The organism is Streptomyces sp. NPDC093111 (assembly GCF_040683955.1).
Classification (GTDB): Bacteria; Actinomycetota; Actinomycetes; order Streptomycetales; family Streptomycetaceae; genus Streptomyces.
Genome location: NZ_JBFBNW010000008.1, coordinates 36,579 through 52,560, shown reverse-complemented (window position 1 = coordinate 52,560; position 15,982 = coordinate 36,579). Strand labels below are relative to the sequence as shown.

18 protein-coding genes and 2 pseudogenes are annotated in these 15,982 nt (G+C 73.0%); 17 read left to right on the top strand and 3 right to left on the bottom strand.

Features of this window, described 5'->3' with window-relative positions; translation table 11 throughout:
• Positions 1-221: 221 nt before the first annotated feature.
• Complete coding sequence (locus tag AB0Q96_RS15350) at positions 222-1,880, bottom strand: glycosyl hydrolase family 18 protein (protein WP_365326036.1); 1,659 nt, start codon at positions 1,878-1,880, stop codon at positions 222-224.
• A 360-nt stretch (positions 1,881-2,240) separates the two neighbouring features.
• Here AB0Q96_RS15350 and AB0Q96_RS15345 point away from each other — a divergent pair, with 360 nt between their 5' ends.
• The 14 genes and pseudogenes from AB0Q96_RS15345 to AB0Q96_RS15280 all read left to right on the top strand — a co-directional run bounded on the left by AB0Q96_RS15345 (position 2,241) and on the right by AB0Q96_RS15280 (position 12,112).
• On the top strand, positions 2,241-3,101 hold the full coding sequence (locus AB0Q96_RS15345; protein WP_365325532.1) for a hypothetical protein: 861 nt from the start codon (positions 2,241-2,243) through the stop codon (positions 3,099-3,101).
• 80 nt (positions 3,102-3,181) lie between these two features.
• Positions 3,182-3,886, top strand: coding sequence for a Flp pilus assembly protein CpaB (gene cpaB, locus AB0Q96_RS15340; RefSeq protein WP_365325530.1), 705 nt, complete (start codon positions 3,182-3,184; stop codon positions 3,884-3,886).
• An 8-nt stretch (positions 3,887-3,894) separates the two neighbouring features.
• Positions 3,895-5,148: an AAA family ATPase gene (locus AB0Q96_RS15335; RefSeq protein WP_365325528.1), complete on the top strand. Its 1,254-nt coding sequence runs from the start codon at positions 3,895-3,897 to the stop codon at positions 5,146-5,148.
• 1 nt (position 5,149) lies between these two features.
• Entirely contained in the window at positions 5,150-5,518 is a 369-nt protein-coding gene (locus AB0Q96_RS15330) for a TadE/TadG family type IV pilus assembly protein (RefSeq protein WP_365325526.1), read from the top strand.
• Between the two features lie 30 nt (positions 5,519-5,548).
• A pseudogene (locus AB0Q96_RS15325) lies at positions 5,549-5,680 on the top strand (pentapeptide repeat-containing protein); the annotation flags it as partial.
• A 47-nt stretch (positions 5,681-5,727) separates the two neighbouring features.
• A complete protein-coding gene (locus AB0Q96_RS15320) occupies positions 5,728-6,084 on the top strand; it encodes a TadE/TadG family type IV pilus assembly protein (protein ID WP_365325524.1) in 357 nt (118 codons plus the stop codon).
• Positions 6,081-7,424, top strand: coding sequence for a CpaF family protein (locus AB0Q96_RS15315; protein ID WP_365325522.1), 1,344 nt, complete (start codon positions 6,081-6,083; stop codon positions 7,422-7,424). Before AB0Q96_RS15320 ends, AB0Q96_RS15315 begins: the two co-directional genes overlap by 4 nt.
• A gap of 15 nt (positions 7,425-7,439) precedes the next feature.
• On the top strand, positions 7,440-8,384 hold the full coding sequence (locus AB0Q96_RS15310) for a type II secretion system F family protein (RefSeq protein ID WP_365325519.1): 945 nt from the start codon (positions 7,440-7,442) through the stop codon (positions 8,382-8,384).
• Between the two features lie 12 nt (positions 8,385-8,396).
• A complete protein-coding gene (locus tag AB0Q96_RS15305) occupies positions 8,397-9,284 on the top strand; it encodes a DUF5936 domain-containing protein (protein ID WP_365325517.1) in 888 nt (295 codons plus the stop codon).
• Positions 9,285-9,292: 8 nt separating this feature from the next.
• Positions 9,293-9,883 (top strand): response regulator transcription factor, encoded by a 591-nt coding sequence (locus AB0Q96_RS15300; protein WP_365325515.1) that lies wholly within the window; start codon positions 9,293-9,295, stop codon positions 9,881-9,883.
• 90 nt (positions 9,884-9,973) lie between these two features.
• Positions 9,974-10,183, top strand: a complete 210-nt coding sequence (locus AB0Q96_RS15295) for a Flp family type IVb pilin (RefSeq protein ID WP_365325513.1) — start codon at positions 9,974-9,976, stop codon at positions 10,181-10,183.
• Positions 10,184-10,221: 38 nt separating this feature from the next.
• Positions 10,222-10,863 (top strand): annotated as a pseudogene (locus AB0Q96_RS15290) (pilus assembly protein TadG-related protein); the annotation flags it as partial.
• Between the two features lie 72 nt (positions 10,864-10,935).
• Positions 10,936-11,472: a hypothetical protein gene (locus tag AB0Q96_RS15285; RefSeq protein ID WP_365325511.1), complete on the top strand. Its 537-nt coding sequence runs from the start codon at positions 10,936-10,938 to the stop codon at positions 11,470-11,472.
• 10 nt (positions 11,473-11,482) lie between these two features.
• A complete protein-coding gene (locus AB0Q96_RS15280) occupies positions 11,483-12,112 on the top strand; it encodes an OmpA family protein (protein WP_365325509.1) in 630 nt (209 codons plus the stop codon).
• On the opposite strand, the gene AB0Q96_RS15275 is transcribed toward AB0Q96_RS15280, so the two are convergent.
• Positions 12,113-13,054, bottom strand: a complete 942-nt coding sequence (locus AB0Q96_RS15275) for a hypothetical protein (RefSeq protein WP_365325507.1) — start codon at positions 13,052-13,054, stop codon at positions 12,113-12,115.
• A 169-nt stretch (positions 13,055-13,223) separates the two neighbouring features.
• On the opposite strand from AB0Q96_RS15275, the gene AB0Q96_RS15270 reads away from it, so the two are divergent.
• Positions 13,224-13,580 carry a hypothetical protein gene (locus tag AB0Q96_RS15270; protein ID WP_365325506.1) on the top strand — a complete coding sequence of 119 codons (357 nt, stop codon included), beginning with the start codon at positions 13,224-13,226 and terminating at the stop codon, positions 13,578-13,580.
• Positions 13,581-13,643: 63 nt separating this feature from the next.
• On the top strand, positions 13,644-14,741 hold the full coding sequence (locus tag AB0Q96_RS15265) for a glycosyltransferase family 39 protein (RefSeq protein WP_365325504.1): 1,098 nt from the start codon (positions 13,644-13,646) through the stop codon (positions 14,739-14,741).
• On the opposite strand, the gene AB0Q96_RS15260 is transcribed toward AB0Q96_RS15265, so the two are convergent.
• Entirely contained in the window at positions 14,702-15,061 is a 360-nt protein-coding gene (locus AB0Q96_RS15260; RefSeq protein WP_365326034.1) for a DUF192 domain-containing protein, read from the bottom strand. The two genes, AB0Q96_RS15265 and AB0Q96_RS15260, sit on opposite strands and share 40 nt — an antisense overlap.
• A gap of 155 nt (positions 15,062-15,216) precedes the next feature.
• Between AB0Q96_RS15260 and AB0Q96_RS15255 the strand changes: the two genes are divergently transcribed.
• On the top strand, positions 15,217-15,963 hold the full coding sequence (locus AB0Q96_RS15255) for a prepilin peptidase (protein ID WP_365325502.1): 747 nt from the start codon (positions 15,217-15,219) through the stop codon (positions 15,961-15,963).
• The last annotated feature ends 19 nt before the right edge of the window (positions 15,964-15,982 follow it).

Here is a 15,982-nt window from a genome sequence, read left to right as displayed (position 1 = left end):
CTCCTGGGTGGGGAGTGTGGGGGAGTGCGACAGACGGACGTGCGGTAGCTGACATCGTGCGGCTGTGACATGGACCGGTCAAGCAGTGGAGTTCGGCCACATTCTTCCGGCCCCGGACCCGGGAAACGGCGCAGCGCCGCCGGGGGAGCGGCGGCGCTGCGGGGGATTCCCCCGAAAGGGGGGAGGGGGAGACGCGAGGGGAGGTGCGGGGAGGTGCGGGGTTACGGGAGGCCGTGGACGTGCGGGCCGACCGCGTTCGACCAGGCGTTGCCCGCCGTGGCGTCCCAGTTGGTGGACCAGGTCATCGCGCCGCGGATGTTCGGGTAGGTCTGGGCGGGCTTGAAGGCGCCGCAGCCGGTGCCCTTGGCGAGGCAGTCCAGCGCGTTCTTCACGATCTGCGGGTCGACGTAGCCGCTGCCCGCGCCGCGGGTCGAGGCGGGGACGCCGAAGCCGATCTGGGAGGCGTCGAGGCCGCCCTGGAGCTGGATGCAGGCGAGCGCGGTGAGGAAGTCCACCGAGCCCTGGCTGTAGACCTTGCCGTCGCAGCCGAGCATCGCACCGCTGTTGTAGTACTGCATGTTGACCACCGTGAGGATGTCCTTCACGGCGAGCGCGGTCTTGAAGTACTCGGTGCCGGTCGACTGCATGTCGATGGTCTGCGGGGCCATCGTGAGCACGAGCGACGATCCGGCCTTGGCGGAGAGCTGGCGCAGCGCCTTGGTCAGGTACGTGGAGTTGATGCCGTGCTCGAGGTCGATGTCGACGCCGTTGAAGCCGTACTCCTGCATCAGGGCGTACGCGCTGTCGGCGAAGGCGGTCGCGGAGGCGTCACTGTTGATGGTGACGTTCCCCTTCTCGCCGCCGACCGAGAGGATGACGGACTTGCCGGCCGCCTTCTTCGCGGCGACGTCGGCCTTGAAGTCGGCGACGGAGGCGTAGCCGACGGCCGGGTCGAGGTTGAAGGTGAGCTGCCCGGCGGTGGTGGTGGCGTCGGCGAAGGAGACGGCGATGATGTCGTACTGCGCCTGGACGTCCCGCAGCTTCTGCTTGGCGGCGCCGTTGTCGAAGTTCTGCCAGTAGCCGGTCAGCGCGTGCTTGGGCACGGCCGGGCCGGGGCCGGGGTCGGTGACCTGCGCGGTCTTCACGGAGACGGCGGCCGACCTGGCGGACTCGCCGGCGGCGTTGGTCGCGGAGACCTGGAACTGGTACGTCGTGTTGGCGGTCAGGCCGGTGACGGTGGCCGAGGAGCTGTTGACCGTGGTCGCGAGGGCGCCGTCCTTGTAGACCTTGTAGCCGGTCGCGTTGGAGACCGCGCCCCAGCTCAGCGGGACGGACGAGGAGGTGGGCGTGCCCGCGGCGAGGCCGGCCGGGGCGGCCGGGATCGTCGGCGTCGGGTCGGTGCCGCCGCCCCCGTCGGGCCCGAAGACGCTCACGTCGTCGACGGAGTACGCGGCCGTGCCGTACCAGCCGTGCGTGTACACCTGCACCGAGGTGGTGTTCGCCCCGGTGGTGAAGGTGGTGGTCAGCTGCTTCCAGCCCGCGCTGTCCGGGGTCCAGGTGGAGACGTCGGTGGTGCCGGTGCCGGCCGCGCCGAGGTACGCGTAACCGCCCTGCACCCAGGCGCTCAGGGTGTACGTGGAGCTCGGCTTGACCGTCACGGTCTGGGTGCACTTGGCGTTGTCGAGGCCGGCCGGGGCGGCCCGCAGGGCGCCGGCCCCGGTGCGGACCGGCGAGGAGACGACGGCGCCGCTGCCCGCGGAACAGGACCAGTTGGCGAGGCCGTTCTCGAAGCCGGCGTTCTTGGCCACGTTGACGTCCGCTGCCTGCGCGACGCCGGTACCGCCGACGAACACGAGCCCGGCGCCGACGGCGAGCGCCAGTGCGGCTCTGGTGGTGCGGTCCACTTGCTGCCTCCGGGGGGAGTGGGGGAGTGGGGGAGTGGGGGAGTGGGGATCGGGGGGAGGGGAGGAGGCCGTACGCCTTCGTACGGAGGTGCGGAACGGTGGCCACCGTCGGGGGAACAAGCTGGTCCAGACCAATCGGCTTGTCAAGACCTCTGGCGGGAACCGCAGTTCAGGACCGCCCGCGCCGGAGCGGCCGTGCGGGGTGTCCACCGGCCGAGAAAGTGACGGAGCTTGAAGGATTGTCTGTTCACCACCCCGGGGGACGTGGATAAAGTGCAGGGGCGTGACGCTGCGAACGCAGCAGGTAGTGGTCAGTGAGGGATCGGGGGAGCCCGCGTGCCGACAGCGATTGCGGTCACCAGCCCCGATCTGGTGTTGCCGCCCACCGATCCGCAGACACCCCCCGCCGCCGTCCTGCCCGGCCCCGCGACCCGCCCGCTCGACGCCGCCCTCGCCGACGTCCAGCTCCTGCTCGAACGCCACGGGCACGTGATCGTCGTCTGCCCCGCCTCGGCACCCGCCGCGACCGAACGGCGCCTGCACACCGTCCGCTCGCTGCTCGAATCCGACCGGATCGCGATCGTCAGGACCGCCCTGCCGCCGCTCGGCGCCGCCGTCCTCGTCCGCCAGCTGCGCCAGCTCTCCGGCTGCGACTTCAGCCCCGGCGTCCTCGCCTCCGCCGCCCGGCTGCTTACCCACTACGTGTACGCGGGCGCCGTCCTCGGCTCCGTCGCCAAACTGGACCGCGTCCCCGTCGGCCTCACCTCGCACGTCAAGGGCTGGCTCCCCGGCGCCCAGTTCGGCGTCCTCGCCGGACCCGTCCCCGCACTCGTACGGATCGGATCCGGCGGCGGCCCCGACACGCTCACCGGGCCCGAGTTCACCACCGACCTCGTGCTCGCCCGCGGCCAGCTCCAGACCGACTGGCCCACCACCGCCCTCGCCCCGCGCTGGCAGGTCCGCGCCGTCCAGGAGACCGCGCTGCCCGAGTCCTCGCCCCGCTGGTGGGGCACGCCCAAGCTGGTCGAGTTCGCCGCCCACCTCGCCGACCTGCCCGTCCTGCACCAACTGGTCTCCTCCGTACGGCGGGAGACCTGCCACTGGTGCCGGATGGAGCTCATCGGCGACCGCTGCGGCTTCTGCGCCGCCCCGCTGTCCACGGCCGAACCGACCGCGGCAACCGCCCCGACCCGCTAGCCCCGTGAACCCGCCCGCCCCGCCGGCTCCCGCCCGTCCCGTAACCAGAGCCCCACGTCCACGATCGAGGTAGTACGGCCATGAACTCCCGCCAGCGCCGTGGTGTCATCCTGCTGCTGCTCTCCGTCCTGTGCGCCCTCGGTGCCTTCGCCGGGGTGCTCTCCGTGATCAGCGACGTGAACTCCAAGGTCGGACCCGAGGTCACCGCGTACCGCGTCAAGGACGACATCCAGCCGTACACCCCGCTCGGCGCGGGCCGGTTCGAGAAGATCACGATGCCCGAGCGCTGGCTGCCGGCCACCGCCGTCACCGACCTCGCTCAGACCGAGGGCAAGATCGCCGTCACCACCCTCAAGGCCGGCTCGCTGCTCCAGAGCGACATGATCGTCAAGCGCCCCGCGCTCGAACCGGGCCAGCAGGAGATCGCCATCATGATCGACGCCGCCACCGGAGTGGCCGGCAAGATCACCCCCGGGGCCACCGTCAACATCTACGCCACCTTCGCCGGCGAACGCGGCGGCCAGGCCGCCCAGTCCAAGATGATCGTCGCCGGCGCCCGGGTCATCGACGTCGGCGAACTCACCGCCCTCACCCCCGACCGCGAGGACCGCAACCGGGCCACCGAGGCCGTCCCGATCACCTTCGCGCTCTCCACCGTCGACACCCAGCGCGTCGCCTACGCCGAGTCCTTCGCGCAGCACGTCCGCCTCGCCCTCGTCGCGCCCGGCGGCGGCAACGCGCCCGACGCCCGCGACCGCACCTACACGCTCGACAAGGACAAGTGAGGCCCCGCATGACCACCAGGATCCTGCCGGCGGTCGGCGACCCGGACGCGGCCCGCGCGGTCACCACCCTCATCGGCCAGCTCCCCGACGCCGAACCCGCCGGCCCCGTCGCCGACTCCACCCAGCTCGTCGACACCCTGGCCCGCCTCGCCGCCGAGTCCCTCGACGAACTCCCCGAGGTCGTCCTCGTCCACGAACGGATCGGGCCCGTACCGGCGCTGGAGCTGATCCGCGAGGTCGCCCTGCGCTTCCCCGCCGTCGGCGTCGTCCTCATCACCGCCGACGCCAGCCCCGTACTGTTCTCCGCCGCCATGGACTCCGGCGCCCGCGGCCTCGTCACCCTCCCCCTCGGCTACGAGGAACTGGCCAGCCGCGTCCAGGCCGCCGCCCAGTGGTCCACCGGCGTCCGCCGCCACCTCGGCGGCGGCACCGAGGCCCTCACCGGACCCGGCGGCCGGGTCGTCACCGTCAGCGGCGCCAAGGGCGGCGTCGGCACCACCGTCACCGCCGTCCACCTCGCCCTCGCCGCCCGCGCCTCCGGCCACACCGTCGCCCTCGTCGACATGGACCTCCAGGGCGGCGACATCGCCTCCTACCTCGACGTCCAGTTCCGCCGCTCGCTCGCCGACCTCGCCGCCGTCGACGACATCTCGCCCCGGGTCCTCCAGGACGCCGTGTTCGTCCACGAGACCGGCGTCAGCCTGCTCCTCGCCCCGGCCGAGGGCGAACGCGCCGAGGAGGTCACCGACCGGTCCGCGCGCCAGATCGTCAGCGCCCTGCGCAGCCGCTACGAGATCGTCGTCATCGACTGCGGCAGCCACCTCGACGGGGCCGGGGCCGCCGCCGTCGAGATGGCCGACACCGCCCTCCTCGTCGCCACCCCCGACGTGGTGGCCGTCCGCGCCGCCAAGCGGGCCGTACGGATGTGGGACCGGCTCCAGGTGCGCAAGCCCGAGGAGACCACCCTGCTCGTCAACCGGTACCAGCGGACCAGCGAGATCCAGCCGCCGCTCGTCCAGAAGATCACCGGCACCCGCATCGCGGGCGCCACCGTCCCCGCCCACTTCAAGGAACTCGCCGCCGTCGTCGACGCGGGCCGGCTGCACGACCTGGACGCCCGCTCCACCGTCAAGCAGGCGCTGTGGGCGCTCGCCGGCGAGCTCGGCCTCGTGAAGGCCGGCGGACCCTCCCACGGCAAGGAGCTCGTACGGGGCGGGGAGCGCGGCGCCCTCGGGCTGCGGCGGCGCGGGGCGGGGCGCTGACATGAGACGCACCGAGCGGGACGACAGGGGACAGGTGGCCGTCGAGTTCGTCGGCATGCTGCCCCTGATCCTGCTCACCCTCGTGCTGCTCTGGCAGTGCGTCCTGATCGGCTACACCTTCACCCTCGCCGGCAACGCGGCCGACGAGGCGGCCCGCGCCGAAGCCGTCGGCGACGACTGCGCCGCGGCGGCCGAGCGGCACCTGGACGGCGCCTGGGCCGCCGGCGCCTCGGCCGACTGCGGCCGGGACGGCGGAATGGTCCGGGCCACGGTCAAGCTGCGCGTGCCCGTGCTCTTCCCGGGCGCGATCAGCTTCCCCTTCGACGTGACCGCCGAGGCCGGGGCCGTATGGGAGGGGGATCCGCGATGAGGCGTCCGCGGGGACGGGACCGGGACGGGTGTGACCGGGACGGGTGTGACCGGGACGGACGTGACCGGGACGGACGTGACCGGGACGGACGTGACCGGGACGGACGTGACCGGGACGGACGTGACCGGGACGGACGTGACCGGGACGGACGCGACCCGGACCGACGCGACCCGGACCGACGCGACCCGGGCCGACGTGACCGGGGCCAGGTGGCCATCGAGTACCTCGGCTTCCTGCCGATCCTCCTCCTCGTCGGCCTCGTCGGCGTGCAGTTCGGCGTCGCCGCGTACGCCGCCCAGCAGGCCGGCACGGGTGCGCGGGCGGCGGCCCGGGCCGCCGGCGTCGACGACCCCGACTCCGTACCGGCCCCCGCCGCCGCGGGGAAGGCGGCGATGAGCGGCTGGATCGCCGGCCGCAGCGGCGTGGAGGTCTCCCACGGCGCGGACACCGTCTCCGTGACCGTCACCGTCAAGGTCCCCTCGCTCATCCCCTTCACACACTTCGACGACGTGTCGAGAACCGCCGTCATGCCCCTGCCCGACGCCCCCCAGGAGGACCGGCCATGAGCCTGAGGTCCCGTATCGGCCACCCCGAGGAGACCGGCGCCGGCGGCGGCCGGGAGGACGGACACCTCGTCGCGTCCTTCCGCGCCAAACTCCTGGAGGAGATCGACCTCACCGAGATGTCCGCGCTCGCCGCCGCCGAGCGCCGGGCGCGCCTGGAACGGGTGCTCGGGCACATCATCAGCCGCGAGGGCCCCGTCCTGTCCACGGCCGAACGCGCCCAGCTGATCCGCCGGGTGGTCGACGAGGCACTCGGACTCGGCGTGCTCGAACCGCTCCTCGAAGACGCGTCCATCACCGAGATCATGGTCAACGGCCCCGACCAGATCTACATCGAACGGGCCGGACGCGTCGAACTGCTGCCGCTGCGCTTCGCCTCGCACGAGCAGCTGATGCAGACCATCGAGCGGATCGTGTCGACCGTCAACCGGCGCGTCGACGAGTCCAACCCGATGGTCGACGCCCGGCTCCCCTCCGGCGAGCGCGTCAACGTCATCATCCCGCCGCTCTCCCTCACCGGCGCCACCCTCACCATCCGCCGCTTCCCCCGCGCGTACACCCTGCACGAGATGGTCGGCCTCGGCTCGCTCGACGAGCAGATGCTGCTGCTGCTCTCCGGCCTCGTCCAGGCGAAGTTCAACATCATCGTCTCCGGCGCCACCGGCACCGGGAAGACCACACTGCTCAACGCCCTGTCCGGGCTGATCCCCGACAGCGAGCGGGTCATCACCATCGAGGACTCGGCCGAACTCCAGCTCCAGCAGTCCCACGTCATCCGCCTGGAGGCGCGCCCGCCCAACATCGAGGGCCGCGGCGCCGTCACCATCCGCGACCTGGTCCGCAACTCGCTGCGGATGCGCCCCGACCGGATCGTGGTCGGCGAGGTCCGCGGCGGCGAGACCCTCGACATGCTCCAGGCGATGTCCACCGGCCACGACGGCTCGCTCGCCACCGTCCACGCCAACTCGGCCGAGGACGCCCTCATGCGCCTCCAGACCCTGGCCTCCATGTCGGAGGTCAAGGTCCCCTTCGAGGCGCTGCGCGACCAGATCAACAGCGCCGTCGACGTCCTCGTGCAGCTCACCCGCCACCCCGACGGCACCCGGCGGATCACCGAGATCGCGATCCTCGCCTCCGACGGGCGCGAGCGCTACCTCCTCGCCACCGTCTGCGCCTTCCGGGCCCAGCCGCTCGCCGCCGACGGGCGGGTGTACGGGGAGTTCGCGTACCACCCGCTGCCGCGCCGGGTCGCCCAGCGGCTCTACATGGCCGGGCAGCCCGTCCCGCAGGCCTTCGGGGTGGCCGCGCACGACACGCACCTGGCCGTGCGGGAAGCGAAGTAGGGAAGGAAGACCGACGTGAATCCGACTCTGCTGACCGCGGGCGTGGCGCTGATCTGCTGCGTCCTGGCCGTGCTCGGCATCCACACGTACGCGAGCGGCGCCGCCCAGCGGGCCGCGCTGATCGCCCGCCTGTCCCAGACCGGCGAGGGCGGCGAAGGCGGTACGGGAGGCCGGCGCCGCCCCTTCCGGGGCATCGACCGCCGGGTCCGCCGCACCCGCTTCGGGCGCAAGCTGGAACTGCGCATCTCGGCGACGGGACTCGACGTCACCCCGGGCGAGTTCGTGGTCTCCATGACCGCCACCGTCGTCGTCCTGTGGATCGCCGGCCAGGCCCTGCTGTCCCCCTTCTTCGGCCCGATCTGCGGCTTCCTCGGCGTGTGGGTGGCGATGGGCTTCCTCAACTGGCAGCGCCAGAAGCGCATCGAGAAGTTCATCAACCAGCTCCCCGAGCTCTCCCGCATCCTCGCCAACGCCACCCAGGCGGGACTGGCCCTGCGGATGGCGCTCTCGCTGGCCGCCGACGAGCTGGAGGCCCCGGCCGGCGACGAACTGGCGAAGGTCGCCCAGCAGCTCGCCGTCGGCACCTCCGTCGACGACGCCCTCGGTGAACTCGCCGAACGCCTGCCGTCCCGCGAACTCGTCGTCCTGGTCACCACCCTGGTCCTCGCCAACCGGGCCGGCGGCACCGTCGTCTCCTCCCTGCGCAACCTCACCGAGACGCTGGAGGAGCGCAAGGAGACCCGCCGCGAGGTCCGCACCCAGCTGTCGCAGGTGAGCCTCACGGCGTACGCGGTGCCGGTCATCGGCGTCGGCTCGCTGCTGCTCATCGACAACATGCAGCCCGGCGCGCTGGACCGGATGACGGGCTCGGGCATGGGGCAGCTCGCCGTGGTGATCGCCGTCGCGCTCTACGGGGTGGGCTTCGTCGCGATCCGCCGCTTCTCGAAGATCGACGTGTAGGGGCGTGTGACCGTGGACCTGCTGCTGGCCCTCCTCGCGGGGCTCTCCGTCGCCGGCGCCTGCTACGGCGTCCGCCTGTACCGCGCGGACGTCAAGCTGCCCTCCGACCTCCAGCTCGCCCTGGAGGTCGGCGCCACCCGCACCGGCGCCGTCGACTCGCTCGTCGACCGCCTCGGCATGCGCTGGTCGCCGGCCGTGCTGCGGCTCATGGGCCCCAAGCGGGTCGGCTCGGTACGCCGCCGGATCGACCTCGCCGGCAACCCCGGCGGCCTCACGATCGACCGGTACGGGGCCCGGCGCGCCGTCTACGGCTTCCTCGGGGTGCTCGGCGGCCTGCTGATGCTGGCCAGGGGCTCGTTCCTCGTCGCGGTGCTCCTCTTCGCGTTCGGCGCGTTCTGGACCGAGGTCGGCATCTGGTCCGCGGTCCGCATCCGCAAGGACCAGATCGAGCGCACCCTCCCCGACTTCCTCGACGTCCTCGCCGTCGTCGTCTCCGCCGGGCTCGGCTTCCGGCAGGCGCTCGAACGCGTCGCCGAGAAGTACGAGGGGCCGTGGGCCGACGAACTGCGCATCACCCTGCGCCAGATGGACATGGGCGTCAGCCGCCGGCAGGCCTTCGACGAGCTGCGGCGGCGCAACGACTCGGAGCAGGTCGCGCAGTTCGTCACCGCGCTCCAGCAGGGCGAGGAGCTGGGCGCTCCGATCATCGACACCCTCATCCAGATCGCCAACGACATGCGGCGCACCGACGCGCAGAACGCGCGGCGCAAGGCGGCGAAGGCGGTCCCCAAGGCGACGATGGTGATCACGACCCTGATGGTCCCGGCGACGATGATCCTGCTGGGGGCGGGCCTGTTCCTCGGCACGGGCACCGACTTCGGCTCGATCACGGGCGAATGAGGACCGCGATGAGAGTCCTGGTGGCGAGCGCGAACCCGGTCGTACGAGCCGGCCTCACGGCCCTCCTGGCCCCCCGCGCCGACCTCCGCGTCGTCGCGGAGACCCCCGACCCCCACGACACCCTCCCGACCGCCCGCCGCACCACCCCGGACCTGATCCTCCTGGACGCCCCCGGCCCCCTCCCCGCCCTGCCGCCCCTGACCTCGGTGGCCCCCGTCCTCCTCCTCGCCCACCCCGGCCAGCACCTCCCCGAGGGCGTGACCTCCCTGGTCCACGGCGCGTTCACCCTGGACGAGCTCTTACGGACCATGCGTGCGACTGCACACACTGGCGCGGGCTCAACTGTCTCGAATATATTGCGCTTCAGAAATCCAGCTTCGCGAGTGCAATCAGATGTGGGACGGTTCGGTCTGAGTGTGAGGGAGGCGGAGGTGATGGACCTGATCGCGTCGGGCATGACCAACCAGCAGATCGCCGCCACCTGCTTCATCACCGAGAAGACCGTCAAGAACCACATCAACCGCATCTTCGCCAAACTCGACAGCACCACCCGCGGCGAAGCCATCGCCTCCTGGCTCGGCACGAGGACGGCGTCATGACTACCCACCGTGATTGGGCCTACGGACCCTGTGAACACCCCACCCTCCCGGCGTACCCTGCCCGCGTCGCCGGACACGGAGGGGAACACCATGAACGACGCACTGCTGAAGCTGCTGACCAAGGCCCGGGTACAGAGCGGGAGTTGGTCCAGGAGGCGTGGGGACCGGGGGCAGACGGCGGTGGAGTACCTGGGGATCATCGTGGTGGTGGTGGCGATCGTGGTCGCGATCACGGGCACGGACATCGGGTCCACGATCAAGGCGGCCATCACGAACAAGATCGCCGAACTGACCAAGTAGGGCCGTCGGGCCGGGACCCGGAGGCGGGGCAGGCCTTCCCGGTGTACATCACCGTGGTGGCGGCGCTCCTCTTCCTCGCGTTCGTGTACTTCGCCGTGGGGCAGGCGGCGGCCGTACGCAACACCGGGCAGACGGCCGCGGACGCGGCGGCGCTCGCCGCGGCCCAGGACGCCAGGGAACAGCTCAGGGAGGGCTGGCTCGACGTGATCCTCGATCCCGCCGAATGGGCCGGGTACCTGCGCGGCGAGGAGTACGACACGGTCTCCGCCTGCCGGTACGCGGCGGTGCTCGCGCAGAGGAACGACGCCGAGCTCTGGGGCGACCGGTGCGTTCCGCTGTCGGGCGAGGAGGGGTTCCGCGTGACGATCCGCACCCTGGGCACCGTGGGCGACTCGGTCGTCCCGGGCACGGCGGACCGGCACTCCTCGGCGACGGCGACCGCCGTGCTGGAACCCCGCTGCTTCTTCGACCCCCCGGCCCCCACGGCACCGCCCACGACCCCGCCCCCCACGAACCCGTCCCCGACGGGCACGGCCACCCCCGAACCCACCCCCACCCCGAGCCCTGAACCGGAGCCGATCACCGGCCTGTTCTGCGACGGCGTCGAGTGGACGATCGACCCGGAGCACCCGAGGCTGCCCGACGCGGCCGAGCTCTTTACCGTCCGACTGGTCGACTGACGAGCGAAGGACCTTGTTCTCATGAGAGTGCGGCACGCAACGAAGGCCGGCAGAGGAGTGGCCGCGGCGGCCATGGCTGCCGGACTGATCCTCGGCCTCGCGGGCTGCGGCGGCGAGGGGAAGCAGCCTTCGCAGGACAAGCCGAAGGCGACCACGGGGGCTCCCCGGGACACGTCGAGCGGGAACACGCAGCCGCAGTCCGAGGAGCCGGCCGAGCCGATCGGCGTCCTCAAGGGCCCGGAGGGCTTCGAGCTGGCGATCACCTCCGCCGAACGGGACGCGGGCGGATTCCTCACCGTCAAGGGCTCGCTGAAGAACACCTCGGAGAAGGGCCGCGCCGTTCCCGTGGGCACGCGGGGCGACGAGACGGAGGTCCTCAAGCACGGCAACTCCCTGGGCGGGGCCACGCTCGTGGACACCCAGGGGAAGAAGCGCTACTACGTGCTGCGCGACACGGACGGGCGGCCCCTGACCACCACCGGACTGGACATCCTCGGCGCCGGGGAATCGGCCGCGGTCTTCATGCAGTTCCCCGCCCCACCCGCCGCCACCACCGAGGTCTCCCTCCAGCTCCCCACCTTCGACCCCGCCACCATCAAGCTCTCCTGAGGGCGCAGCCATGACGACGACACCCCGCCGACTCGCCGCTCTCACCACCACCCTGGTCCTGCTGTCCGGCACCGCGGGTGCCGTCGGCACGGCTCGGGCCGACGATCCGCCCGGATCGACCTCCAGCGCCTCCCCGCCGCCCCCGATCGACGCGAACTCGCCCGCGCTCATGCTCCCGGACGGCGCCACCCTCGCCCCCGCGAAGATCCTCGACATCAAGCAGATCGTCGAGGAACAGGGCGGCGAGCAGCGCCGCGAGGACACCAACGTCGACGTGACCTTCGCGCTCCAGGCAGAGGTGCTGTTCGCGAAGGACAGCGCCAAGCTGGGCCCCGCCGCCACCGCCCGCATCGCCGCCATCGCCGCGGAGGTCAACAAGCAGGGCTCCGGCCGGGTCCGGGTCTTCGGGTTCACCGACAACCTCGGCTCGTACGAGCACGGCCTGAAGCTCTCCAAGGCCCGCGCCGACGCCGTCCAGCTGGAACTGGCGAAGAACCTCGACCCGGGGACGACCTTCGACATCCGCGGCTACAGCGAGGACTACCCGATCGCCGACAACGCCACCGAGGAGGGACGCAAGAAGAACCGCCGCGTCGAGGTGTCCTTCCCGCGCACCTCGGGCCCGGGCGGCCCCGGGTAGTCACGGCCCGCCCAGCGCCGCCAGCGCCTCGTGGATCGTGCTCGTCATGCGGTCCGGGCGGGTGAAGACCTCGTGGGCCGTGAAGCGGAGGACGCGGCGGATGTCCGGGCAGTTCTGGAGGGCGTTGAAGCGGTGGACGTCGCGTTCGTGGGACTGGCGGGTGCTGTGGAAGGCGAAGCCTTCGATCTCGACGGCCAGGCCCTCGGCGCGGAAGTAGAAGTCCGGGTGCAGGGGGCGGCCCGCGGGGGTGTGGAGGGTGGGCTGGATCTCGGGGTGGAGGCCCGCGTCGCGCATGCGGAGGCGGGCGACCGTCTCGGCGGGGGAGCCCGAACCGGCGTGGGCCAGCCGCAGTCGGCGCCGGGCCAGCGGAGCGCCCGGGCGGTGGGGTGCCGCGAGCTCCGCCGCCAGCCGCTCCCGGTCGACGACCGGGTCCCGGCGCAGGCCCGCCACGAAGCGGCGGGAGAGCGCCGAGTCCGCGACGACGACCGCCGCCTCGCGGGTGCCGGCGGCCCGTATCAGGTCGGCGACCGTCCGGGCCGGGCTCGTCACCCGCAGGCCGCGCCGGACCACCCAGTCACGGTCCGTCAGAAAGGAGCTCCGGTGCACTCGGATCCAGCCACCGGAGGATCCGGCTCCGCGGGTGGTGAAGTGGAGAGGAGCCGAGGCTTCCGGCGGGTCCGTGCCGTGCGCGAGGAGTTCGACGCGGTGCAGGGTCGCGGCCGTGCGGTGGCTGCACACCAGGCCGGGGCGGAGCAGCTGGACCGCCGCCGCCCGCACCCTCCAGTCCACCTCCTTCCCCGGGACCGCCCACGCGCCCCTGCAGATCCGCTGCCAGCCGTCCCCGCGCAGCCGTCCGTCCAGCCGGCCCCGCGGCCAGCCCGCGGCGAGCGCCCACGCCGTGAGGAGCACCCCGCCCCGGGCGAGTGTCACCAACTCGTACATACGCGCAAGGATCCACGGATGGGGGATCATTCGCACCCCCTGTGGAAAACCCGGCATAAGACGTCGTCAGGAAAGCGCAAAAGTGACGGGACGGGGCACTTCAGGAGGCGCATGCTGGTCGGAAGAGCAACAGCTACAGAGCGCTTTCGAAGTCCGAAATGGGCAGCCGATGACGACCACGACCCCGAGTGTCCAACTGGTCAGCGACCTCGTCGCCCGGATCCCCGAGTTCCGTGACGCGTACGAGTCGCACGTCTTCACCCAGGGCGGTGTCCTGCCGCACGTCTTCTTCTGGGACGTGGTCCAGGGCACGGTCAGCTCCTTCCTGGAGGACCAGGACCGCTGGCGACGCACCCTGGACTTCCTGGAGGAGCAGTGCTGCCGGGGCGTCCTCGGCATCGACGAGGTGATCACCACCTCGTTCCTGGGCGACCTGCCCGCCCCGCCGGAGCCCGGCCACGAGATCGCGGGGCAGCTCGGTCCGGTCCTGTCGGCACGGTTCGTGAGGATCCGGCCCCTCGGCTGAGCCGCACCGGCGCCGGTGCGGCCCCCCGGCGGGGCCGGGTCGGCGCCGGACATAATCGATCGCATGTCCCGCACCGCCCCCGCCCCGCCCTGGGCCGCCCTCGGCGGCTATGCCGCCACCCGTCTGATCGGTCTCGCCGCGCTCGCCGTCGTCGCGGCGGCCACCGGCAAGGACGGGCTGCACCGGCTCATGGGGCGCTGGGACGCCGTCTGGTACAGCAGGATCGCCGAGCACGGCTACGGCTACCAGGTCACCCTGCCCGACGGCAGCGTCCACGCCGACCTCGCCTTCTTCCCGCTCTTCCCCGCCCTCGAACGGGCCGTCTCCGCCGTCCTGCCCGTCGACGTGCCCACCGCGGGACTGCTCGTCTCCTGGGCCGCCTCGCTCGCCGCCGCCTGGGGCATCTACGAGGTCGGCGCCCACGTCGCCGGGAAGCGCGCCGGGATCGTGCTCGCCGTCCTGTGGGGCGTGTACCCGACGGCGTTCGTGCAGTCGATGGCGTACACGGAGACGCTCTTCACCGCCCTCGCCGCCTGGTCGGTCCTCGCCGTGCTGCGCGGGCGCTGGATCCTCGCGGGCGCGCTCTGCGTACTCGCCGGGCTCACCCGGCCGACCGCCGCCGCGCTGATCGCCGCGATCGGGATCACCGCCCTGGTCACGGTCGTACGGGAGCGCCGGCTGCGGGCCCCGGTCGTCGCGGGCGCGCTGCTCGCGCCGCTCGGCTGGCTCGCGTACATCGTCTACGTCGGCGTCCGGCAGGGCGGCGCGACGGCCTACTTCGACGTCCAGGCCGCCTGGGGCAACTCCATCGACGGCGGCGTCGCCCTGGCCCGCTTCATCGCCGGGCTGCCCTGGCCCGCCGCCCTCGGCCTGTGCGCCGCGCTCGGTCTGCTCGGCTGGCTGGTCGTCCTGTGCGTGCGGCAGCGGCAGCCGCTCCCGCTGCTCGTCTACACGGTCACCGTCGTCGTGATCTCCCTGGTCGGCGCCGCGTACTTCGGCTCCCGGCCGCGCCTGATGATGCCCGCGTTCGGCCTGCTCCTGCCGCCCGCCGCGGCCCTGGCCCGGCTCCGGCCCCGCACCGCCGTGCCGGTCCTCGCCGTGCTGGCCCTCGCCTCGGGCGTCTACGGGGCGTTCACGCTGCTCGGCTCCGGGCCGCCCTGACGGTCCACCGCGACCCGTACGCCCCGGCGCAGCCCCCAGTCCGCCATCGCGCCGCCCGCCGCCTCCAGGACGTGCCGGCCGCGCGGGCGGATCATGCCCAGCCGGCCGGGCCGCATCGTCACCACGTCGAGGACGGTCAGCGAACGGTCCAGATAGGCGACGTCGATGGTGAAGCGCATGCCGAAGGTGTGCACGCTGTTGGTCGGCGTGATGAGCAGCGCGCCCGCGATCCCGTCCCGGCCGAGCAGCCCCCGCCGCCGGGCCTTGTAGGAAGCGGCGATCTCCAAAGGCACCGCCCCGCCGCCCGGCGTGACCAGCAGCCCGGCCCCGTCCCGCCAGGCCGCCCCCCTCCGGCCCCCGCGCGCACCTCCCGCGCCTCCCGCGCCTCCCGTGCTTCGTCCCGTACTCCCGCTCCGCCCCATGCCGCCGACCCTAGGGCCTGCGGGCTCTCCGCCCCAGGCCCTAGGGTCGGGCCGTGGACGCCGCCTGGATCACCCTCGTCTGTGCCGCCGCCCTGTGGGGCGCCGCCGTCGGCCGTCTCGTGCCCCGGGCCGCGTACCGGCTCTCCGTCGCGGCGGACGAGCCCTGGCGCGACCGCTGCCCCGCCGGGCACTCCTTCGCGGGTCCGGCGCGCGGCTGGCTGGGCGGGCCGGGGCGGGCCGGGTGCGCCACCACCCCCGCCCCGCTGACCGCGCCGCTGCTCACGGCGCTGGCCTGCGCCGCGCTCGCCGCGGCGGCCGGCGGGCCGCGGCCCGAGCTGCTGGTCTGGCTGCTCGTCGCGCCCGTCGGCACCCTGCTCGCCTGGGTGGACGTGCGCGTGCACCGGCTGCCCGACCGGCTGACCCTGCCGCTGGCCGGGGCGCTGCCCCTGCTGCTCGCGGTGGCCGCGCTCCTCCCGTACGCGGCGGGGTCCTGGGTCCACGCCCTGCTGGGCGCGCTCGTCCTCGGCGGCGGCTATCTGCTGCTCTTCCTGATCCACCCGGACGGCATGGGCTTCGGCGACGTGAAACTGGCCGTCCCGCTCGGCGCCGCGCTCGGCTGGTACGGCTGGGGCGTGCTGTTCGCGGGGGCGTTCGCGGGCTTCCTGCTCGGCTCGCTGTACGGCCTCGGGCTCGTGCTGGCCCGGCGGGCCGGCCGGGGGTCCGCGATCCCCTTCGGGCCCTTCATGCTCGGCGGCGCCCTCCTCGGCCTGCTCCTCGGCGCGTTCACCGCCACCCCTTGAAGGCACCGCCCTAGCATCA